Origin of the sequence: Streptomyces sp. NPDC102278 (assembly GCF_044766345.1) — a bacterium.
In the GTDB taxonomy this organism is placed as follows: domain Bacteria; phylum Actinomycetota; class Actinomycetes; order Streptomycetales; family Streptomycetaceae; genus Streptomyces.
The window spans coordinates 21,274-41,436 of record NZ_JBIWLV010000031.1 but is presented as its reverse complement, the minus strand read 5'-3'; the positions used below and the strand labels follow the sequence as shown (position 1 = coordinate 41,436).

The 20,163-nt window shown below is 72.8% G+C and carries 19 protein-coding genes; 2 read left to right on the top strand and 17 right to left on the bottom strand.

Annotated features, from left to right (window positions below):
- Positions 1 to 311: 311 nt before the first annotated feature.
- The 4 genes from glgX to ACIRO3_RS36095 all read right to left on the bottom strand — a co-directional run bounded on the left by glgX (position 312) and on the right by ACIRO3_RS36095 (position 4,761).
- Positions 312 to 2,432 carry a glycogen debranching protein GlgX gene (gene glgX / locus ACIRO3_RS36110; protein ID WP_404143910.1) on the bottom strand — a complete coding sequence of 707 codons (2,121 nt, stop codon included), beginning with the start codon at positions 2,430 to 2,432 and terminating at the stop codon, positions 312 to 314.
- A gap of 171 nt (positions 2,433 to 2,603) precedes the next feature.
- Positions 2,604 to 2,957 carry a PRC-barrel domain-containing protein gene (locus ACIRO3_RS36105; RefSeq protein WP_361783274.1) on the bottom strand — a complete coding sequence of 118 codons (354 nt, stop codon included), beginning with the start codon at positions 2,955 to 2,957 and terminating at the stop codon, positions 2,604 to 2,606.
- Between the two features lie 253 nt (positions 2,958 to 3,210).
- Entirely contained in the window at positions 3,211 to 3,372 is a 162-nt protein-coding gene (locus ACIRO3_RS36100) for a hypothetical protein (RefSeq protein WP_053676175.1), read from the bottom strand.
- A 342-nt stretch (positions 3,373 to 3,714) separates the two neighbouring features.
- Positions 3,715 to 4,761, bottom strand: coding sequence for a Ku protein (locus tag ACIRO3_RS36095; protein WP_404143908.1), 1,047 nt, complete (start codon positions 4,759 to 4,761; stop codon positions 3,715 to 3,717).
- 230 nt (positions 4,762 to 4,991) lie between these two features.
- On the opposite strand from ACIRO3_RS36095, the gene ACIRO3_RS36090 reads away from it, so the two are divergent.
- A complete protein-coding gene (locus tag ACIRO3_RS36090; RefSeq protein WP_404143906.1) occupies positions 4,992 to 5,267 on the top strand; it encodes an isoamylase early set domain-containing protein in 276 nt (91 codons plus the stop codon).
- Between the two features lie 219 nt (positions 5,268 to 5,486).
- On the opposite strand, the gene ACIRO3_RS36085 is transcribed toward ACIRO3_RS36090, so the two are convergent.
- From ACIRO3_RS36085 to ACIRO3_RS36045, 9 genes are all read right to left on the bottom strand, one after another.
- On the bottom strand, positions 5,487 to 6,143 hold the full coding sequence (locus ACIRO3_RS36085; RefSeq protein WP_404143904.1) for a hypothetical protein: 657 nt from the start codon (positions 6,141 to 6,143) through the stop codon (positions 5,487 to 5,489).
- A gap of 389 nt (positions 6,144 to 6,532) precedes the next feature.
- Positions 6,533 to 7,081 (bottom strand): DoxX family protein, encoded by a 549-nt coding sequence (locus ACIRO3_RS36080; protein WP_404143913.1) that lies wholly within the window; start codon positions 7,079 to 7,081, stop codon positions 6,533 to 6,535.
- Positions 7,082 to 7,228: 147 nt separating this feature from the next.
- Positions 7,229 to 8,254 carry a pyridoxal-phosphate dependent enzyme gene (locus ACIRO3_RS36075; protein WP_404143902.1) on the bottom strand — a complete coding sequence of 342 codons (1,026 nt, stop codon included), beginning with the start codon at positions 8,252 to 8,254 and terminating at the stop codon, positions 7,229 to 7,231.
- On the bottom strand, positions 8,175 to 9,239 hold the full coding sequence (locus tag ACIRO3_RS36070) for a GHMP kinase (protein ID WP_404143900.1): 1,065 nt from the start codon (positions 9,237 to 9,239) through the stop codon (positions 8,175 to 8,177). The genes ACIRO3_RS36075 and ACIRO3_RS36070 overlap by 80 nt, the downstream gene beginning before the upstream one ends.
- Complete coding sequence (locus ACIRO3_RS36065) at positions 9,236 to 10,135, bottom strand: Rossmann-like domain-containing protein (RefSeq protein ID WP_404143898.1); 900 nt, start codon at positions 10,133 to 10,135, stop codon at positions 9,236 to 9,238. The genes ACIRO3_RS36070 and ACIRO3_RS36065 overlap by 4 nt, the downstream gene beginning before the upstream one ends.
- Positions 10,132 to 10,992 (bottom strand): ABC transporter ATP-binding protein, encoded by an 861-nt coding sequence (locus ACIRO3_RS36060; protein WP_404143896.1) that lies wholly within the window; start codon positions 10,990 to 10,992, stop codon positions 10,132 to 10,134. The genes ACIRO3_RS36065 and ACIRO3_RS36060 overlap by 4 nt, the downstream gene beginning before the upstream one ends.
- Positions 10,989 to 12,155, bottom strand: a complete 1,167-nt coding sequence (locus ACIRO3_RS36055; RefSeq protein ID WP_404143894.1) for a FecCD family ABC transporter permease — start codon at positions 12,153 to 12,155, stop codon at positions 10,989 to 10,991. The genes ACIRO3_RS36060 and ACIRO3_RS36055 overlap by 4 nt, the downstream gene beginning before the upstream one ends.
- On the bottom strand, positions 12,145 to 12,939 hold the full coding sequence (locus ACIRO3_RS36050; RefSeq protein ID WP_404143892.1) for an ABC transporter substrate-binding protein: 795 nt from the start codon (positions 12,937 to 12,939) through the stop codon (positions 12,145 to 12,147). The genes ACIRO3_RS36055 and ACIRO3_RS36050 overlap by 11 nt, the downstream gene beginning before the upstream one ends.
- Entirely contained in the window at positions 12,918 to 13,202 is a 285-nt protein-coding gene (locus tag ACIRO3_RS36045; protein ID WP_404143891.1) for a hypothetical protein, read from the bottom strand. Before ACIRO3_RS36045 ends, ACIRO3_RS36050 begins: the two co-directional genes overlap by 22 nt.
- Positions 13,203 to 13,376: 174 nt before the next feature.
- On the opposite strand from ACIRO3_RS36045, the gene ACIRO3_RS36040 reads away from it, so the two are divergent.
- A complete protein-coding gene (locus ACIRO3_RS36040) occupies positions 13,377 to 14,633 on the top strand; it encodes an MFS transporter (protein WP_404143889.1) in 1,257 nt (418 codons plus the stop codon).
- 167 nt (positions 14,634 to 14,800) lie between these two features.
- Here ACIRO3_RS36040 and ACIRO3_RS36035 read toward each other — a convergent pair whose 3' ends face one another.
- The 4 genes from ACIRO3_RS36035 to ACIRO3_RS36020 form a co-directional block, all read right to left on the bottom strand.
- Entirely contained in the window at positions 14,801 to 15,163 is a 363-nt protein-coding gene (locus ACIRO3_RS36035) for a transglycosylase family protein (RefSeq protein ID WP_404143887.1), read from the bottom strand.
- 241 nt (positions 15,164 to 15,404) lie between these two features.
- Positions 15,405 to 16,844, bottom strand: coding sequence for a serine/threonine-protein kinase (locus tag ACIRO3_RS36030; protein ID WP_404143885.1), 1,440 nt, complete (start codon positions 16,842 to 16,844; stop codon positions 15,405 to 15,407).
- Complete coding sequence (locus ACIRO3_RS36025) at positions 16,841 to 17,650, bottom strand: serine/threonine protein kinase (protein WP_366150381.1); 810 nt, start codon at positions 17,648 to 17,650, stop codon at positions 16,841 to 16,843. Before ACIRO3_RS36025 ends, ACIRO3_RS36030 begins: the two co-directional genes overlap by 4 nt.
- A 373-nt stretch (positions 17,651 to 18,023) precedes the next feature.
- Positions 18,024 to 20,132, bottom strand: coding sequence for a family 43 glycosylhydrolase (locus tag ACIRO3_RS36020; RefSeq protein ID WP_404143884.1), 2,109 nt, complete (start codon positions 20,130 to 20,132; stop codon positions 18,024 to 18,026).
- Positions 20,133 to 20,163: the final 31 nt, after the last annotated feature.

The following is a 20,163-nucleotide window of genomic DNA, read 5'->3' as shown; positions in this document are numbered from 1 at the left end:
CACCGACCCGACGGACGACGCGACCCGCGCACCGAGAGCGGGGCTGACAACTGTGGCGGCGTGGGACATGGAACCGTTCCTCCCCTGGACGGATGGCTTGCTTCCGCGCTCGTGCCCACGGATTCGGTTCGTACACCCGCCTTCGGATCCGTTTTCTCTCCGGTCGGTGATCTTCGCCGGGTCCACGCGGGCGCGGATCGGCTCCGCCCTGATCCGCTCGCGCCGACGCCGGGGAATCTCGTGGGAGGTCTTGGGCCGTTCGGTGGACGGATGAACGCCCCTCGGCAGCGGGCGGGAGGGGCGTCGAGGGCTCAGGGCTGTCTGAACGGTCGGCGCAGGACCCTCATGCTGTGGCCGGTGAGGACGGTGGCGGCGGTTGCCTTGAGCTCGGTCTCGTCCTGCGTGTCGTCGCCGTCGAGGGCGGTGTCGAGGGCGACCGTCCAGGCCTCGCCGAAGGCGGCGGGCGGAAGGCGGAAGGCCGCGTCCTCGGCGGCGGCGTTGTACATGATCAGCAGGGAGTCCGGGCGGGTGGCGTGCTCGGCGCGGTCCGCCGCGAGGAGGTCCCCGCAGAGGTAGACGGTGATGCCGCGGTTGTCGGGCCGGTCCCAGTCCTCCTGGGTCATGCAGTCGCCGTCGGGCCTGAGCCACACGATGTCGGCCGCCGGGGCCGTCGCGTCCGTGGGCGCTCCCTGCGGAAAGCGGCGCCTTCGCAGGACGGGCTGCTCGCGGCGCAGGGCGAGGGCCCGACGGGTGAACGTGAGCAGCTCGGTGTTCGCGGCGTCGAGTTCCCAGTCGATCCAGGACAGTTCGTTGTCCTGGCAGTAGACGTTGTTGTTGCCGTTCTGCGTGCGGCCCAGTTCGTCACCGTGGGAGATCATGGGCACGCCCAGGGAGAGGCACAGGGTGGCCAGCATGTTGCGCTGTTGCCGTGCCCGCAGGCGCAGGACGTCCGCGCCGCCGCCGGGGCCCTCCACCCCGCAGTTCCAGGAGCGGTTGTCGGCCTCGCCGTCGCGGCCGTCCTCGCCGTTGGCCTCGTTGTGGCGTTCGTTGTACGACACCAGGTCCCGCAGGGTGAAGCCGTCGTGCGCGGCGATGAAGTTGATGCCCGCGCGGGGGCGTCGTTGATCGGACTGGTAGAGGTCGGCGGAGCCGGCGATGCGGGCGCCGAACTCCGGCAGGGCGGATTCGTCCCCGCGCCAGAAGGAGCGGACGGCGTCGCGGTAGCGTCCGTTCCATTCGCTCCACAGGGCGGGGAAGTTGCCGACCTGGTAGCCGCCTTCCCCGATGTCCCAGGGCTCGGCGATCAGTTTGACGCGGCTGATGACCGGGTCCTGATGGACGATGTCGAAGAAGGCGGACAGCTTGTCGACGTCGTGGAACTGGCGCGCCAGGGTGGCGGCGAGGTCGAACCGGAATCCGTCCACGTGCATCTCGGTGACCCAGTACCGCAGCGAGTCCATGATCAGCTGGAGGACGGCCGGGTGCCTCATCAGGAGGCTGTTGCCGGTGCCGGTGGTGTCGAAGTAGTGGGCGGGGCTGTCGTCGACCAGTCGGTAGTAGGAGGGGTTGTCGATGCCCCGGAAGGAGAGGGTGGGTCCCTGGTCGTTGCCCTCGGCGGTGTGGTTGTAGACCACGTCGAGGATGACCTCGATGCCCTCCCGGTGCAGTGCCTTGACCATGGCCTTGAACTCGGTGACCTGCCCGCCGAGGCTGCCGCCGGAGGCGTAGGCGTTGTGCGGGGCGAAGTAGCCGATGGTGTTGTAGCCCCAGTAGTTCGACAGACCCTGGTCGGTGAGGAAGCCGTCCTGGGTGAACTGGTGGACCGGCATCAGTTCGAGCGCCGTGACCCCGAGTTCCTTCAGGTGCCGGATGACGGCCGGGTGCGCGACCCCGGCGTAGGTGCCTCGCAGTTCCTCGGGCACGTCGGGGTGGCGGCAGGTCAGCCCCTTGACGTGGGCCTCGTAGATGACCGAGTCGTGGAACGCGTGGGCGGGCGGCTGGTCGCCCTCCCAGTCGAACTCTCCGCCCGTCACGACGCCGAGTGGTACGTGGCCCAGGCTGTCCCGGTCGTCGGGGCGGCCGGGGTCATCGGGGTGGTGCCCGCTCAGGGAGGGGTCCCCGTCGATCTGGCCGTCGACGGCCTTGGCGTAGGGATCGAGCAGCAGCTTGGCCGGATTGCAGCGGAAGCCCTCGTCCGGATTCCAGGGGCCGTGGACGCGGTAGCCGTACCGCTGCCCGGGGCCCACACCGGCGACCCGGCCGTGCCACACTCCGCCGTCCACCTCCGGCAGGGTGATCCGGTGCTCGTCGCCGTCATCGTCGATCAGGCACAGCTCCACCGTCTCGGCGCAGTCGGAGAACAGGGCGAAGTTCGTCCCCGAGCCGTCGTGGGTCGCGCCGAGGGGATAAGGACGTCCAGCGGAGATATCCATGCAGGAAGGTAAACACGACAACGGGCGTCGCGCCGGGTCACCGCCGGGAATCGCCCCGTGCTCGGCGCCGGGGATCGCCCCGTACGGATCGCGCGACCGGCGCTCCCGGCCGCGACGAGCGGGGGCGGTGACCCGTGTGGTCACCGCCCCCGCCCCGTACGCGTGCGTCCCTCAGACGCGGTGCGGCCCGTCGTAGTAGCCGCCCACCTGACGGTGGTAGTCCGCGTCACCCAGGTGCTTGTCCTTGTCGAACTCGGGAGCGTTCTTGATCTGCTCCTTGGTCCGGTCGACGTAGATCTTCCGGTCGTCGCCGTCGATCCGACTGACCGTACCGGCCGGCAGCAGAACCTCCTTGCCGAAGATCCACGGACCGGTGTCCACCACCAGATACGCCGAACCGACCTCGTCGGAGTGCTTGTCGACCTTGCCGATGGAGCCGTCCGTCGCCTCGACCTTGTAGCCCGTCAGGTCCGCGCCGGCCAGACGACCGGACGTCTCGCGGTAACCCCACACATTCTCAGTCATACGAAGAACTCCCTCACACACTCGATAACAACGGAGGCTTTCTCCCGGCACGTTCACCACCGCGGAGGCGCCGTTCCGCCACAACGCCGCCTGCCCCGCCAAAGACGACCCACACACCCCGAAACCACGATTTCTCGAAAGACCCCGCCGGAACACGCCCACCACCACCGACGAAAAGCACCCCGCACATGACTGCGGGGCCCGCCCCAAAGGGACGGACCCCACAGCAAATCACGACAGACGGAAGCCCCGTCTACCAGCGGTACCAGCGCCCGCTCCCACCCTTCGGACGGGCCACGAACCCGACGAGCCACAACACCAACACCGCGATCGCGACCCACCAAAGGATCTTCACCGCGAAACCGGCACCAAAAAGAATCAGAGCGAGCAGAAGAACAAGAAGCAGGGGAACCATGATTATCAACCTCCGAACAGTCGAATGCCCCCACCACCCCCGAGCATGCGCACGAGATTTACCTGTTTCTTATCGCCGCAGGCGGGAATCCGCGCGGGCCGTCCCGACGACGGCCCGAAGACCGGGCGCCGGGTCCGGGGCCGGAGCGCCGGTGCCTGTGCATGTGCCTGCGCCGGCGTCGACTCCGCGCGGTACAGGGCTTCTTCGGCACGCCGCCGATGCCCGATGCCGAACACGCCGGGGTCCTCGGAGCCGTCATCGCCGCGGCCGGCGTACGACGCGCCCCCGAGGCGGCCCGTCACCGACCCCTCCCCCGTACGGGACGCCCGCGAAAGACAGGCTCTAGGCGGCGAGCGCTCGGAGGAGTTCGTCACGGGTCATGGTCGAGCGGCCGGGGATCTTGGCGCTGCCGGCCTTCTTGTAGAGATCCGCCTTGCTCAACGACCCGAGATCGCCCCTCCCGGGTGCGGAGCGAACACGCTTCCGCGCCGCGGGCTTCTTGCCGCCCGCGGTGGACTTGGCGGACCTGGACGTGGAGGCGGTGGACTTGGAGGCGGTGGACTTGGAGGCGGTGGACTTGGAGGTGGTGGACTTGGGCCCGCTCCCCTTCGGGCCGCGGGCGCGTTCGACGCTGGCGCGCAGGGCGTCCATGAGGTCGACGACGCCGGTGGACGACGGGGCCGCCTCGGCCTTCTCCACGCTCTCCCCGGACCGCTTCGCCTCGATGAGCGCGGCGACCCTCTCCTGGAACGTGTCGTGGAACTCCGCCGGATCCCACGTCATCGCGAGGGTGTCGATGAGCTGCTCGGCCATCCGCAGCTCCTTCGCCGAGGCCTTGGCCCTGCCGGGGAGGTTGTCGATCTCCTTCCTCGGATCCCGGATCTCGTCGGCCCAGTGCAGGGTGTGGAGGGTGAGGATGCCCTCCTCCGCCTTCAGCGCGACGAGGTAGGCGTGTTGGCGCATCACGAACGTGGCGATCCCCGCCTTGCCGGCCTTCGCCAGGGCCTGCTCCAGGAGGCTGTAGACCTTGCCGTACTCGGCGCCCCGGGGACCCAGGTAGTAGGTCTTGTCGAAGAAGATCGGCTCGATGTCGTCGAGGTCCACGAACCCGGTGATGTCCAGGGAACGGGAGCGGCCGGGTGCGATCTCGTCGAGTTCGGCCGGTTCGACCAGGACGTACTCGTCGCCGATCTCGTAGCCCTTCACGATGTCGGCCGCCTCGACCTCCTCGCCGGTGCGCTCGTTCACCCGCCGGTTGCGGATCCGGTCCGAGGTCCCGCGCTGGAGCTGGTGGAAGTGCACCGTGTGGTCGTCGGTCGCCGTGAAGAGACCCACGGGCAGGCTGACGAGCCCGAACGTGAGATTCCCGGCCCACACCGGTCGCGCCACGACCACCACCGTCCTCTCGGGGCCCCCGTCCTCCCCGATCCGTGCTTCGCCGGGGCGCGAGGGCGGTCGTCCTCACGTTGCCACGGGTCGTGATGGCCCGCATCAGCTCGCGAGCGAAGGTGACCCCGGCGCTCCGGAGTGCCGACCTGCGGGCCGGGGCCGGCGGCGCCATCATGAGTCCCGAGCGTCGCTCATCAAGGCCCGATACCGATCACGTCTGGAGTTGTGCCGTGCTCGAACGCAAGCGCCGCAAGGACCGCACCGAGATCACCTTCGTCCTGCCCGCCGAGACCCCGCCCGGCCCGGTCAGTGTCGTGGGCGACTTCAACGCCTGGACTCCCGGCACCCACGAGCTCCGGCCGCGCCCCGACGGAACCCGCGCCGTCACGGTCGCCCTGCCCACGAAGGCCGACCACTCCTTCCGCTACCTGGCCGCCGGCGACTACTGGTTCAACGACGACACCGTCGACGGCCGGTACGACGGAAACAGCCACCTCAGCACCTGAAGGGGCCCGATCGGCCCCAGGGGCGGCCACCGGCCCCGCGTGCCGCGCCGGCGGAGAACGACCCCGGCGTCGTCTCGGCAGCACCGCGATCCGGCACACGGGTGACCGCGCGGCGGCTGATCGGTGCCGGTGGCTGCTCGGCCGGGGCCCCCGGGGCGAGTGGACGCGTTCCCGCCGGGGGTCCCGCCGGGGACCCCGGCGGGCGCCGGCAGGGGCCGGTCAGGGGCACGACTCCCCGGTCTTGACCACCGTGAAGGCGACGGGGGCACCGGACAGCGCGGCTCCGGCCTTCGGGGTCTGCGTGCAGACCTTCCAGTTCGATTCCTGTAGGACCATGCGCCCTTGGGCGGTGGCGTCCTTGACGGTGATGCTCGCGTTGGAGGGCAGCGCGCCGCGGACGGCCTTCATCCCCTGACCGACGAAGTCGGGCATGGTGTCACCGGCCGGCTTCGGTGCGGTGATCTCGCCGTCGGGGCAGGTCTCTTCGAGTTTGATGGTGCCGAAGTCGATGGTGGTGGCGGTGTCGACGGCGCTGCCCGCGGCGGGGGTCTGCGTACAGACCTTCCAGGCCCGGTCGAGCACTTGGTTGCGGTCACGGCCGAGGCTGTCGTGGGACTTCAGGAGGGGAAACCCGGCCGCCTGGGCTTCGTCCTGGGCGCTCTGAAGACCCTTGCCGATCATGTTCGGCAGGGTGGCCTTCCTGCTCTTGGCCGAGGGCGCGGTGGGCGCGGCGGGCGCTGTCGAGGTGGTGGGCGCCGAGGCGGCGGGTTTCGGATCCTTGCTCGCGGGGCCCTCGGTCTGCGGGGCGGCGCAGGCGGTGAGGGCGAGGAACCCGGCGGCCACGGCGACCAGGGGGATGCTGTGATGAGTGCGCATCAGGACATCGTGGCCGCCGGAGGACGGGGGCGAGGGCCTCGTGACGGGCCTGTGACCTCAGGAGGCCGGACCGGGTTCGGATTGTCCCCCGCGGGTGGCGCACCTTCACGTACCGGCGCAGGCGTACCGCAAGCCGTCGAAGAGCGACCTGACGCGGGGTCCTGGCCTCCGACCCCGGTCTGGCCTCGCGCTTCACCCGCACGGTCGAGTTCGAGGACTACACGGTGGAGGAGATGACGACCCGACAGGCCCACCGTCTCGGCGCGTTCACGGCGCCGGGGCTGGACGATCTGCGGCTGCTCCTGCCGGAGGACGCCGGGCCCCCGGCCGACGCCGGTGTGACGCGGCGCGACCGATCGCCCCGGCCCGCGCCCGGGCCCGGATCGGCGTCAGTCCCGTACGAGCAGGACGACGAACCCCACGACGAGTCCCAGCAGCAGTGCCAACAGGGAGTACCGGGGCCGGGACTCCTGCAGCACGGGAAGGAAGCGGTCGACGGAGAAGCGGCCCGGCCCGGTGAGGGTGATCGCGACGATCCCGGCCAGCAGGGCCAGTTCGAGTTCCACGCCCCGGGGGGCGAAGAAGCTGTTCACCCCGCGTACGGCGAGGATGTTGACGAAGGTGCCGATCAGGACCGCGCCGGCGAGCGGGGTGAGCAGTCCGAGGGCGAGGCCGAGGCCGCCCAGGGTCTCGGAGAGGCCCGCGATGACGGCCATGGCCTCGCCGGCGGGATATCCGCTCATCGTGAAGCCCTTGCCGGTGGCGGTGAGACCGGGGCCGCCCCACCAACCGAAGAGTTTCTGCGTGCCGTGGCCGGCCATGGCGAGACCGACGGTGAGCCGCAGGACCAGGAGGCCCACGTCGTGGGTGGAGGTGGCGGTGGTGGCGGGACCCGGGAGGGTGCCGAGGTCGGCGCGTTCCCGTCGTTCGTAGGCCATGAACGTCCGTTCTTCCGTCTCGACGAGTGGCTGCCACCCTATGCCGTTCATCCGGAATGTCCTGGTAGCGACGTCATCGCTGTCGCCCGAAAGTGCCGACGCTCCGCCCCTCTCCCCCGGCCCGGCGCCGGCCGGCCGCCGTCCCGCTCACCCCCGCCCGGGGAGGCTGCTCGCCATCGGGTCCCCCGGAGCGCGCCTCCAGTCCATCCGGCACCAGGGAAGTGCGAGGTCGGCCCGCGTCGCGACCGGTCGGGGAGCCAGCGAGTCGATCGCGACGGCCTCCCGGTGGCGGGCGTACACCGAGTCCACGTACCGGTGGCCGGTGTCGGCCGCGATGAAGAGGACCGTACGCCGCGGGGACCGTGTCCGTTCCCAGCGGGCGGCCAGGTAGCCCGCTCCGGAGGACAGCCCGGCGAAGACCGCGTGCCGCCGCAGCAGGTCGACGCTTCCGGCCAGGGCGGCGTCGAAGGAGAGCCAGTGCAGCGTGTCGTAGGAGGCGTGGTCGACGTTCCCGAAGGGGATGGAGCTGCCGATCCCCGCGATGATGATCTCGGGGTCGCTCACGTGTCCGGCGCCGAAGGTGACGCTGCCGAAGGGTTGGACCCCGACGAGTTCGACGCCGGGCGAGTCCTCGCGCAGGTAACGGGCCAGAGCCCCGGTGGAGGCACCGGATCCGACGCCTCCGACGACGGTCAGCTCGTCCGTGCCGATGGCTTCCCGGATCAGGGCCGCCACGGCGCGGTAGCCCAGGTAGTGGATGTCGTCGTGGTACTGCCGCATCCAGTGGTACTCGGGGTGTTCCGCGAGGATCTCGTGAATGCGCTCGACCCGGCGCTTCTGGTCCAGTTTGAGGTCGTCGCAGGGCTCCATCCGCTCCAGCGTCGCCCCGAGGACCGCGAGCTGCGTGCTCAGCGTGTGGTCGACGGTCGCCGAACCGACGATGTGGCAGCGCATCCCGTGGCGGTGGCAGGCCAGTGCGAGGGCGTGGGCGTAGATGCCGCTGGAGCTGTCCACCAGGGTGTCCCCCCGTCGCACCGCACCGGTGTCGAGCAGATGGCGTACCGCGGCGAGGGCCGAGACGACCTTCATGGTCTCAAAGCGCAGACACAGGAGCCGGTCGTCGAGGCGTATCAGGTCGGGTCGGCCGATCGACTCGGCGATGTGCTGGTCCACTGCGGAACTCCTTGGTCGGGTGGCTGCCGGCGGGGGTGGAGAAGACGCGGGTGGCCGGAATCGAACGGTGCTCCAACGCCCTTACGCAGCCCCGGATCCGGCGCCGGAGGCCGGGGGTGGCCGGGTCGAAGAGCAGACCGGCGACGGCGCCGCTGTGCGCGATCTGGACGCCGGCCGCCCCGAAGCGCGAGGCGACGTCGGTGAGGCTCTCGAACTCCGGGTGGCGCAGGAGTTCCTGCCCGCGTCGGGCGCTGGCGGTCGCGACCTCGCCGAGGAGGGCGACGTCGCCCGTGACCACGGCCTGCCGCAGCAGGACGCGCAGCCGTTCGTAGGCGCGCACCGCGCCGTCGTCGTGCGTGCGGACCGGCAGGGAGAGCGTGTCCACGGGTGCGCCCGCGCCCAGGGAGCAGCCCACGACGACCAGGGGTGGCAGGGCGCGGCCGAGGACTTCCAGCACCCGGCCCTCGCGCTGGGCGAAGAGCACGGGGCGGTCGTCGAGCATCAGCGGATCGCAGGCCAGTTCCGCCCGGACGGCGAGCCGGGCGATCACCTCGGGTGGCAGGCGCGTTCCGTAGGAGTCCGCGACCGCCCGCACCACGGCGATGACGTCGCTGGTGGAACTGCCCATGCCGAGCCCGACCGGGATGTCGCCGGCGATCCGCAACTCCCCGCCGCAGGGCGGCTCCCGGTGCCCCGGCGCACACTCGGCCACGGTGAGGGCCGCCGCGCGGGCCGCCTTCGTGCGGTCGGCCGGGTACACGGTGAGCTGCCGCGGCGGCGTACCCGGGCGGCGGGTGAACTCGGCCCGGCTGCCCGGACCCGGCAGGGGCAGGGTGACCAGGCCGGCGCAGCGGCGCCCGGCGTCGTCGAGGAAGACGCCTTGGAGGATCTCGCCGTGGTGGCCGGGTGCGCGCCCGGTGCCGGTACGGCCGGGGCCGGGACGCCACTGGGCGCCGGGCGTGCCGGGGCGGACCGCCGGGGTCATGCCCCGACCACGGCGCGGTAGCGGTACAGGGCGGTGGGGTCGGCGCTGAACTGGGAGAAGGGGAAGGGTTCCGCGGACAGCGCGGTGACCCCGGAGCCCAGGAAGGCGCGGGCCACCGCGCTGCCGCTCTGCGCGTACACCACCAGCGGGACGCCCCGGGAGCGGCAACGCTCCAGGATGGTGTCGAACGAGCCGTTGCCCAGGGTCATTCCGGTGGCGACGACGGCGTCGGCGCGGTCGAGCACCTCGTGCATGTCGGCGGTGACGGCATCGCCCCACCGGGTGGTCTCGAGGTTGAGGTCGCACGGCAGCGGGTGGCCGCCGCGTTCGCGGATCGCCGCCACCAGCGGGTCGACCACGCCGATGAGGCCGACCTCGGCGCCCTCCTCGATGTCGAGCAGTCCGGCGATCGCCGCGTCGCGGGCCCGCGCGCGGACCTCGGGGGCGCCGGCGGGCAGGACGACCCGTTCGGCGCTCGCGCTCCCTCGGCCGCCCGCCCCGGAGTCGCCCGCGGCCGCCGCCTCGTGGTGCGGATGCCGCTCGGCGAGGTAGGCGTCGAGGGCGGCGATCCGCAGCGGGCGCGGCGCCTCGCGCAGCAGGACGTCGAGCGCGGCGCCCGAGGCGTCGCGGCAGACCGACGGGTCGATCTCGCCGGCCTCGAAGGCGCAGGCGCCGAAGGACCCGCCGAGGCGCACCAGGACGTACTGGTTGAGGTAGGTGGTGGGGCCGCCGGCCAACCGGGTGCCGTGATGGATCCAGAAGACGCTGGTCGCCACGAGGTCGGAGGGAAGCGGGCCGTGTTCGCCGTTGAGCACGGCCTCCACGAGGGCGTGGACGGACGGCGCGGACGCGGTGGTCGTCGAGGTGGTCGTCGAGGTGGTCACCGAGGTGGTCATGGGGTTCCTTGTCGCGGGCTGGTGCGGGTTGTGGAGGTCGGTCGGGGTGCGGGTGCGGTTCGGGAAGCGGGGGCGGTTCGGGGTGTGGGGGCGCGGAGGGGGCCGTGGTAGACGAGCGTGGGGTGGCCCGGGCGGTCGGTGCTCAGCTCGGCGTCGACCTCGAAGGTCTCGGCCAGGTGCGCGGGGGTGAGCACCTCGGCGGGGCTGCCGGAGGCGACCAGCCGCCCGGCGCGCATGAGCAGCAGGCGGTCGCAGTACCGGGCGGCCAGCGAGAGGTCGTGCAGGGCGAGCAGGACGGTCTGGTCGGTGCGGGACAGCAACTCCATCAGTTCCAACCGGTGTTTCACGTCGAGGTGGTTGGTGGGCTCGTCCATGAGCAGCGCGTACGGCTGCTGGGCGAGCGCGCGGGCGATGTGGGCGCGCTGTCGTTCGCCGCCGGACAGGGACTTCCAGGAGCGCTCGGCGAGCGCGTCCAGCCCGACGCGGTCCAGTGCGGCGTCGACGATCGCCCGGTCGGTGTCGCTCGGCCCGCGCCAGCGGTCGCGGAAGGGAGTCCGCCCCAGCCCCACGACGTCGGCGACGCGCGGGTCGGTGTCGAGGCCGCAGTCCTGCTCGACGAAGGCCACCCGGCGCGCGATCCTGCGGGCGCTCCAGTCCCGCACGGGCAGGCCGTCGTAGCGGACCGCGCCGGCGTCGGGCGCGCGCAGCCCGGCCAGGAGGCGCAACAGGGAGGACTTGCCGCAGCCGTTGGGGCCGATCAGTGCGACCGTCTCGCCGGCGGCCACGTCCAGGTCCACGCCGCGTACGACGGGGGTGCCCGCCGCCGACCAGCCCAGGCCCTCCGCGGTGATCCTCACAGGTCACCCCTCCTGCGCAGGACCACGAGGAACAGTGGTACGCCGATCAGTGCGGTGATCACGCCCACCGGGACCTCCCGGGGGGCGAAGGCGACCCGCGCCAACGCGTCGGTCCACACCAGGAACACCGCGCCGGCGAGCGCCGCGCAGGGAAGCAGCACCCGGTGCGACGGCCCGACGAGGAACCGTGCCCCGTGGGGAACGATCAGCCCCACGAAGCCGATGGCGCCGACGGTGGCCACCGCGACCGAGGTCAGTACGGCCGTCACCACGAGCAGCAGCGCGCGGGTGCGGGGTACGCCGATCCCCAGGGACGCGGCGGTGTCCGCGCCGAAGGCGAGGGCGTCGAGGGCGTTCGCGCACAGCCAGGCGGTGATCAGTCCCAGCGGTGTGACGATCGCGCAGACCACGACGGCGTCCCAGCGGGCGGGGGCCATCGACCCCAACAGCCAGTGGGTGATGGCGCGCGTGGTGTCGGCGTCCGCCGAGGACATCAGGACGAGCGAGGTCAGCGCGGTGAAGAGCTGTCCGACGACCACGCCCGTCAAGGCGATGCGGCCCGAGTCCAGCCCCGTCCGACGCAGCAGCGCCATCAGCAGGGCGAAGGACAGGAGCGCCCCGGCGAGGGCGCCTCCGGTGAGGCCGAGGGCACTGGCGCCTGCCCCTGCCAGGGGCAGGACGACCACGACGACGGCGCCGGTGGACGCGCCGGAGGACACGCCGAGCAGGTACGGGTCGGCGAGCGCGTTGCGGGTGACGGCCTGGAGCACGGTGCCGCAGACGGCGAGGGAGGCGCCGACCAGGGCGGCCATCAGGACCCGCGGCAGCCGCAGGTCCCAGACGAGCGAGTCCGTCAGTGGTGGCAGCGGCTCGCCGCCCAGGCCGAGGTGGGCGCCGAGGACGCGGGCGAGGTCGGTCCACCCCACGGGGGCGGTGCCGACGCGCAGGCCGACGGCCACGGAGGCGGCCAGTACGAGGAGGGCGGCGGGCACCGGCCACGCCCGGGCCGGCGCGGTCCGGCCCGGCGGAACCGGGAGGCCCGACGTTCCCGCCGCCGCTCCCGGCGGCGTCGTCCCGGTGGTGGATCCCGTGGACCGTGACCCGCGGGCCGCCGGGTGCAGCAGGTCCGTCGGTCCCGGCCGGCCGGCGAGGTCAGTGGACATGTCCGAGGTCCTTCATGCCCTGGGCCAGCAGTCCGAGCGCGTGCACGGAGCGCACGGAGGGGTCCAGCTCGATCCCCGGCACTACGATGATCTTGTTGTCGCGTACCGCCGGCAGCTTCGACACCAGCGGGTCGGCCGCCATCGCGGCGCGCTTCTCGGCGGCGCTGTCCCCGGGGCGCCCGCGCTCGGACAGGTCACCGATGACGATGAAGTCCGGTGCGCGCTCGGCGACTTCCTCCCAGGACACCTCCGGCCAGTCCTCGTTCACGTCGTCGAAGGCGTTCCTGGCGCCGACGATCCGGCTCATCTCGCCGGGCAGGCCGGTCTTCCCGGCGACGTACGGCATGCCGTTGAAGACCGAGTAGAGGTAGACGACGGAGGGTGCCTTGCCGTCGCGGGCGGCGGCGGAGGCGTTCTCGCCGGCCTTCGCGACGGCGGCGCGTTGCCGCTGCGCGAGCTTCGCCGCCTGTTCCTCGACACCGAAGACCTTGCCCAGCCGTTCGTAGTCGGAGAAGAGCAGTTCGAAGGGGGACTCCCCCGCCTCGTGCGACTGCGGGCAGTCCACGGCGCTGACGAAGGTGGGCACCTTCAGGGCGTCCAACTCCTCGCGGGTTCCCGCCCGGTCGCCGGTGTACAGGTCGGCGGATCCGGCCAGGACGAAGTCCGGTGTGGCGGAGCGCAGTTGCTCGCCGGTGGCGATCTTGGGTGCGATGACCGGGACGTCGGCGTACGCCTTCCGGTACTGATCGGGGATCTTCGTCTTCAGGTTGGCCGTCCCTGCCATCCGGTCTGGAGCCCGAGTTCCAGCAGGGTCTCCGTCGAGGTCTGGTCCAGGGTGACGGCGCGCTTCGGGGGCTCGCCGAAGTCGAGTTCGCGCCCGCAGCTGGTGATGCTCGTTCCGCGGGCGACGGCCCCGTGCCCCCCTCCGGGGGGTGCGGGGCCGTCACCGGCGCTCGCGGGGTCGTCACCGGCGGCCGAGCAACCGCCGGTCGCCAGAACGAGGGTGAGGGTGGCCGCGGTCACGAGGGCGCGGTGGCGTTGACGCATGGGGTCTCCGATCGGGAAGAGGGCGTGGCCGCCCGTCGTGCGGCGCTGTGGTCCGCACGGGGCGAAGCACCTCGCTCGAAGCGTATCGTAATGGTTATCGTTTTCATTAAAATCCCGGGGCGCCCTTCGTGAGGAGCGATCCGGCCCCTGTCGACCGATGAGGAGCACCACACCGTGACGACCACGCCCGTCCCCCTGACGCCCAGGCCCACCCCGCCACCCCCGCGTTCCGTGTTGCGCGATCCCGCCTTCCTCCGCCTGTGGGTGGGGACCACCGCGTCCGGACTCGCCACCTGGGCACTGCCCTTCGTACTGGGTCTGGCGGTCCTGCACCGCGACCTCGGCGCGGCCGGCCTCGGTCTGGTCCTCGCCGCGCGCACCGCCGGATTCCTGGTCGCCGTCGCCGTCGGAGGGGTACTGGCCGACCGCCACTCACGCCGGGCGGTCGTGCTCTGGTCGGCGCTCGCGGCAGCGGTCGCGGCCCCGCTCCTCGCCGCGGGCCTCGGCCGCTCCCTCGTACTGATGACCGTGGCCGCCGCCCTCGCGGGAGCCGGGCAGGGGGCTTGCCGTCCCGCCTTCCAGGCCCTCACGGCCGAGGTCGTCGACACGGATCGCCGACAGTCGGCGAACGCCGCGATGTCCCTCTCGGTACGGACCTCCACGCTGGCCGGTCCCGCCCTGACCGCGCTGGTCGCGGCCTTCGTCGACGTGCGGACGCTGCTGCTGGGGATCGGCCTGCTCTGGCTGGTGGCCGCCTTCGTGCCGGGCCGGGGGGCCGCCGCGGACCCGTCCGCCGACAGGACGCCGCGCGCGTCCTTCCGCGCCGAGTTCATCGACGGCATACGCGAGGCCCGACGCCACCCCTGGTTCCTCGCCGGGCTCGGCGCCCTGACCGCCGTCGTCGCGCTGGGCTACTCCGCCACCAGTGTCGCCCTGCCGCTGATCAGCCGTGACCGCTACGGCACCGAATGGGTCCTCGCCGCGGCCATGACCGCCTACACGGTCGGCGCGCTCGGCGGCGCCCTGCTCACCACACGCCGACAGCCCGGTTCCCCGGGCTGGATGGCCTTCGCCGGACTGGCCGCCTACGGCTTCGCGCCGCTGAGCCTCATGCTGCCGGTGCACCCGCTGGTGGTCATCGCCGCCTACGTGGTGGCCGGCATCGGGATCGAACTGTTCAACGTGCCCTGGTTCACGGCCGCCCAGCGCGAGGTCGCCCCGGCCAAACTGGCCCGCGTCTCCTCCCTGGACTTCCTCGTCTCCTACGGCCTGGCCCCCGTCGGCCTCGCCCTGATCGCCCCGGCCATCGACGCCTTCGGGGTCACACCCGTCCTCGCCGTCTGCGCCGCGGCTTGCTTCCTCGTGCCCGCCGCGGCGGCATTGGCGCCCACGGCACGCCACTTGGGACGGCCGACCACGGCCGCCGACTGACCGACCGGCCCCGGCCACCGTTCCCGGCGGCGGACAGGGATGCGGTCGAACTGCGCGTGCTCTCGCGGCAGTAGAGATCCGCAGTCGTCAATCGCCTTCGGACACAAGCCCGTCCGGCCGATCCCTCCCCGACAGGGCGGCCCCGCCGCCCTGTCGGGGAGGGATCTTCAGTGGCGGCGTGCGCAGGTCCAGGCCCCCATGCCCTGGATCTTGGCGAGCCTCCTCGCCGTGGCGATCTGCTCGGCCTTCGTGGCGAGATCGGCGCGCGGTGCGTATCTGCGGCCTCCTGCCGCGTTCCAGCTCGACTGGGTGAACTGCAATCCGCCGTAATGGCCGTTGCCGGTGTTCGTCCGCCAGTTGCCGCCGGATTCACACCGGGCGATGGCGTCCCAGTCGGCCTTCGGTTTGGAGTGGACCGCAGCGGCATGAGCCCCGGAGACGTCCAGGAAAGCGGCGGTCAACACGACCACCGAGGCCAGCAGTTGGTCAACCGTGCTCCGGTGTCGGAGGTTCTTCCGGTTGCGCGACATCAGTCCTCCTTCGCTGTTGGGGCGGACCTGCCACGAACAGCGGGCGGGCCCGCGTACGACCGTCTTCGGGCCGTGGCCACAGCACAGCACAGGCCGGCGCGCTTCCAGCGGCACTTGCGGTCGGCGAAAGAATGACGCCACCCGAACGGACGCTCCGGCGTCCCCCGTGAGGCCGCCACCGAGCGGAAACGTTCCTGCCCTGCCGTACGAGGACCGGCGCGACTCCCGCCCGGGCTCCCCGTCAGCGCCCCGTCACCGGATGCGGGCACCCCGGCAGCGTCGGCCGGTCCTGGGTGCGCACGGCGGGGAGCCAGGCCGTGGGGGGCGTGGAGCCGCGCGGTAGCCGGACGTGGAACCAGCGGGTGGACCGCTGGTTCGCCTCGTCGATGACGGACGCCCCCTGGGACAACTGGCAGTCGGCGGCGAGGACGTCGCCGTGCCACACCCGGGACGGCACGACGTTGTCCGCGGTGTACTGCCGCAGCGGATCGACCGCCAGGCCCAGGCTGCACTGCGGGTCCCGGTCGACCCGTTCCCGGCACCCCTGCTCCGCGTTGAACACCCGGATCGCGCCGACCGCGGCCCCCGCTCGGCCGGGCGGCGCGAACGAGAGCGCCCGCGCCGCGTCCGAGCACAGGGTCGCGCCGGCGATCCCGCAGAGGGCGGTGGCGAGGACGGCCGTGCGGGCCCGGCCCCGCAGCCGCCCCGTCCACGTCCCGCGCGTCCCCTGTTCGGCGGCGATACGGGCGAGCAGGCTCTCGGCGGTGTGCGGGGCGCGGGCCGCGTGGGTCGGGGCGAGGCAGTCGGCGGCCAGCGCGCGCCAGAACGGCGGCACCGCGTGGTCCATGCGCAGCGGTGCGCGCCCTCCGCCGTACTCCTGCACGGCGGCGCCCCGCGCCAGGGGTGTGGCGCCGGGGAACGGGGAGGCGCCGGACGCGAACACCTCGTGGATGACGATGCCCAGGGCCCAGATGTCGGCGCTCGGTCGGACCTGCACGCCGAGTTCCCCCAGTGGCGCCCGCCATCGCTCGGGCGGGAGGTAGTCCAGGGTGCCCAGGGGTGGCGCGTAGCCGTGCGTTCCCGTCATCTCGGTGGCGAGCCCGAAGTCCGAGAGCCTCACGGAGCGGTCGGCGCCCAGCAGGACGTTCTCGGGCTTGAGGTCGGCGTGGACCCAGCCCGACCGGTGGAGATGGGCGAGTCCCTCGCAGATCCCGGCGATCAGCCGGGCCCGGTCGGCCTCGGCCACCCCCGCGTCGAGGAGTTCGCGCAGGCTGCCCGCGGCCCGTTCCATGACCAGCACGATCGCGCCGTCCAGGGCGGGGCGGTCCGGTGCCGCGAGGACGAAGGAGTCCAGGAGGCCGATCAGCCGGGGATGCCCGGCCCTGCGCCCGAGTTCGACCTCGCGGCGGGCGGACTCCACGATCCTGCGGGTCTGGCGCGGCGCGTACCCCGCGGTCGGCATGATCTTGAGGGCGACGTCGGTGCTCCCCGCCGGCCGGGGCGCGGGGGAACCGTCGGTCCGACCCGGGGAGCCGTCGGCCGGCCGCGCCGCGTAGACCGTGGACCAGCCTCCGGCGCCGATCACGCCCGTGACCGTCCAGTCCCGTACCCGGTAGCCGGGCGGCAGCAGGTCTCCCCGATCGCATTGCGTGCTGTCGCGCAGGCCCTGCGGCGGCGTCATCGCGCGCTCTGCCGCTCCCGCCCGCCGGGGCCCGTCAGGGGCGGCAGCAGCGTGAGGTGCTCCTCCCGTACGAGCCCGAACCGCAGTGCGAGCCCGACGATCTCCTCGCGCTTGCCGTTGCGGCGGTCGCCCTTGCCGGGTTCGCGCAGGTCGGCGGCGCCGATGCGCAGCTTCTCCTCGGCGAGGTAGTCGATGTGCGAGCTCACCGCACGCGCGGTCAGCGTGCCGCAGCCGGCGTGCCCCCGGAGCCGCTCGACGATCTGGGGGGTCGTGGGGACCGCCACGCGGGACTGGTCGCGCAGGCGCGGTTCGCAGAGCGCGACGAGGACGAGGAAGTACGTGGCCGTCTCGTCGAGGGAGTACGCGGTGACCGTCAGGCGGCCCCAGGGGGCGCCCATGGCCTCCGGGTCCAGGTAGACGTGGTCGGGCGCGAACACCTGGAAGGAGACACTGACGTCGCCGCGGCTGGGCAGCACCACGCGCGAGAACTCGAACGGGATGGGCGCCCCGACCCTTCGCGGCGGAACCCTCAGGTACTCCCCGGCGCCCTCGGGATTCTCCACCAGGTAGCTGTGGGTTGCGCTGTGGTTCGTCAGCTGCCAGTGGTCGTCGGTCACGCGGATCTCCCCGGCGAGCCGGGAGATCGCCGCGTCGGCGAGGCGGAGTTCGACGGGGATCGACGCGGAGCCCCGTCCGAAGCGGGCGACCTCGCCCGGTCCGAGCCGCAACGTCACCGCGTCACCGTACGGTTCGCCGCCGTCGGCGCCGCCGGATCCCTGCGGCAGATGGACGACCACGCCGCTCACCGCTCCCCCCGTTCCACGCGCCGTACCGGCCCGTCGAGGGGAACAATACTCATCTCCTCGGGGAGTTCATCGGCGTACTTCGGCCACTTCGACCGGGCGCCGCGGGAGGGTGGCTCGTCCGTTCCGGCTGCCCGGGAGGCTCCCGGGGCCCCCTTCCCGGGAGGCCCCTCGGCCCTCCCCGCGAGGACGCTTCCGACTGTGTCCCGGGTCACCCCGACTCCCTGTCCGGGGTGGTGATTTGGGGCCGTTTTCGGTTCTCTGACGAGCGGCCGGGAGGCGGTTCACGCGCGGCGGGCGGCGAGACGGATCGCCGATGTTCGGGCCCTCGAAACGGGTCCCGTGCCCCGTTCCGAAGCGGCCGAGGTGGGGAACGTCACCGTGTTCGGGGTGGTCCCGGCGCCGCCGGACCGCCCGTTTCCCCGTTTCGCTTGGCGAGATCCGCACTGCGCGCCCGGAGGGTGGGGCTGCCCGACACGACGGGTGCGACCGTCCGGTCGCCGAAGGCCGTCCACGGCAGCCGGCCGCCGCTCGGCTGCGCCTGGACGCGGGTGCGCATCCGGCCTTCCGCGGTGACGGCGAAGACGTGCGTCCGCCCGGTGGAGTCGAGGGCGACCGTGGGCGTGCCGGCGAGCCTGATGCCGGGTTCGCCGAACTCGCCGCCGGAATCCCAACTTCCGCCCGGGGCGGTCTGCCGGCGGTGGTCGAGTCGGGCGCCGGCGGGCGTCAGCGAGAACGCCTCGAGGCGGCCGTCGGCCTGGGCGGCGAGCGCCGGGGCGGCTGCGCTCCAGCCGAACATCGGCAGCCACTCGTCCCAGCCGCCGTTCGGAACGGACTGCCGACGGCTGAAGGTGCCCACGCCCGACGGTCCGATCGCCGTGACGGTGAGCCGGCCGCCACCGTCCCTCGCCACCCGCGGCGCGGCGCCGGCCGCGGTGCCGAAGCGGTGCCACAGAGAGGTCCAGGCGCCGCCCGGGGCCTCCTGCCATCGATGGAAGATCCCGGAGCCGCCGGGCGAGAGGGCGAACACCTCCAGCCGCCCGTCGGCGTTCGCCGCGACCACCGGGGGCGCGCCCGCGGCCCCGCCGAACCCGGGCTCCCACGGCTCCCAGGCCCGGGAACCCGCTGACCGCTGTCGTCGCCGGGCGACGGAGGCGCCGCCGGGGCTCAGCGCGAACACCTCCAACCGGCCGTCGGCGTCGCGGGCGACGGCGGGCGCGGCGCCGGCCGGGCCGCCGAACTCCTCCCAGTCGTACCAGCCGCCGTCCGGCCGCTGCGCCCGGTGGTGCAGGTTGGCGCCCTCCGGGGCGAGCGAGAACACCTCCAGCCTGCCGTCGACGTCGCGGCCGAGCGTGGGGACGGCCCCGGCCGGCCCTCCGAAGGTCTCCCACCCCGACCAGGTGTCGGTGTCCGGGTCGACCTGTACCCGCCGCAGCATCGAGTGGTCCTCGGCGTCGAGCGCGAACACCGTGAGGCGGCCGCCGACGTCGAGCCCGGCCACCGGGTTGTCCACGCTCTGCCACGGCGGTGGCGTGTCGCGCCAGGCGAGGGGTGCCACGTGCAGCCCGTTGCGGAACCAGCCCGCCGCGGTGGCGTACCACGCGTCCCCGTCGGCGACCACCTCCACGGCGTGAGCGGGCACATGGCCCGCGTAGCCGGCGAGATCGAAGTGGAACGGGTCCCGGGACGCCAGCACGTCCGTGCCCTCGTAGCCACCGCGCGGGCCGATGAACAGGTAGTACCAGCCGTCCCGTTCGACGACGTACGGCGACTCGGTGATGGAGACGGTCGTGTCCGTGGTCGCGTCGGTGAACGCGACGCCCGGCTCGCTCCAGTGCAGCAGATCGGTGGACCGCCGGTGGGCCACGACGTGGTGGCCGCCCACGCCCGACAGTTCCGTGTAGTACATGACCCACTCGCCGCCGACCCGCAGCACCATCGGGTCGCGCGCCGCGAGCCCGCGGAACAGGGGGCCGGACGGTTCGCGCGTCCAGGTGAACAGGTCGCTCGACGTGGCGAGGTTGATCGCGGCGCCGCCCTCGCCGCCCGCGGCGTAGAACATCCGGTACCCGCCGTCGGCCGCGACGACGTGGGGCGCCCAGAGGTGTTCCTCGCCGAAGTAGGACGGGTCGACGGTGAGGACGACGGGATGGGTGGTCCACGGCCCGTTCGGGCTCGGCGCGCAGGCGTGGGCGAAGGCGGTCTCCTTCGTGCTGTCCGGGGATTCGCCGCGCGGCGCGCTGTCCCCGACGATGCTGAACAGGTGCCACCGCCCCCGAGCCTTGATCAGCGTGTGGTCGTTGAGGTAGCGCGGTCCCTGGGCGGTGGACGGATCGTGGACGTACGCGAAGGGTCCCGAGCCGACCCACCGAGCGGGCGGCACCACTTCGGCGGGCCGGGCCACGGCTCGACCGGGGCTCAGAAACGGGAACGCGCCCGCACCGGCGGCGCCCCGCAGCAGGTTCCGTCTGCTGATCTCACTCATGCGTCTCTCCAGGGGGCCGCGCGGTCGGGTG

What these genes read in the sequence shown, in the direction of transcription:
- glgX (WP_404143910.1), bottom strand. Translation starts at nt 2,432, where the DNA reads ATGGATATCTCCGCTGGACGTCCTTATCCCCTCGGCGCGACCCACGAC.
- ACIRO3_RS36105 (WP_361783274.1), bottom strand. Translation starts at nt 2,957, where the DNA reads ATGACTGAGAATGTGTGGGGTTACCGCGAGACGTCCGGTCGTCTGGCC.
- ACIRO3_RS36100 (WP_053676175.1), bottom strand. Translation starts at nt 3,372, where the DNA reads ATGGTTCCCCTGCTTCTTGTTCTTCTGCTCGCTCTGATTCTTTTTGGT.
- ACIRO3_RS36085 (WP_404143904.1), bottom strand. Translation starts at nt 6,143, where the DNA reads ATGCGCACTCATCACAGCATCCCCCTGGTCGCCGTGGCCGCCGGGTTC.
- ACIRO3_RS36080 (WP_404143913.1), bottom strand. Translation starts at nt 7,081, where the DNA reads ATGGCCTACGAACGACGGGAACGCGCCGACCTCGGCACCCTCCCGGGT.
- ACIRO3_RS36070 (WP_404143900.1), bottom strand. Translation starts at nt 9,239, where the DNA reads ATGACCCCGGCGGTCCGCCCCGGCACGCCCGGCGCCCAGTGGCGTCCC.
- ACIRO3_RS36065 (WP_404143898.1), bottom strand. Translation starts at nt 10,135, where the DNA reads ATGACCACCTCGGTGACCACCTCGACGACCACCTCGACGACCACCGCG.
- ACIRO3_RS36055 (WP_404143894.1), bottom strand. Translation starts at nt 12,155, where the DNA reads ATGTCCACTGACCTCGCCGGCCGGCCGGGACCGACGGACCTGCTGCAC.
- ACIRO3_RS36050 (WP_404143892.1), bottom strand. Translation starts at nt 12,939, where the DNA reads ATGGCAGGGACGGCCAACCTGAAGACGAAGATCCCCGATCAGTACCGG.
- ACIRO3_RS36045 (WP_404143891.1), bottom strand. Translation starts at nt 13,202, where the DNA reads ATGCGTCAACGCCACCGCGCCCTCGTGACCGCGGCCACCCTCACCCTC.
- ACIRO3_RS36035 (WP_404143887.1), bottom strand. Translation starts at nt 15,163, where the DNA reads ATGTCGCGCAACCGGAAGAACCTCCGACACCGGAGCACGGTTGACCAA.
- ACIRO3_RS36030 (WP_404143885.1), bottom strand. Translation starts at nt 16,844, where the DNA reads ATGACGCCGCCGCAGGGCCTGCGCGACAGCACGCAATGCGATCGGGGA.
- ACIRO3_RS36020 (WP_404143884.1), bottom strand. Translation starts at nt 20,132, where the DNA reads ATGAGTGAGATCAGCAGACGGAACCTGCTGCGGGGCGCCGCCGGTGCG.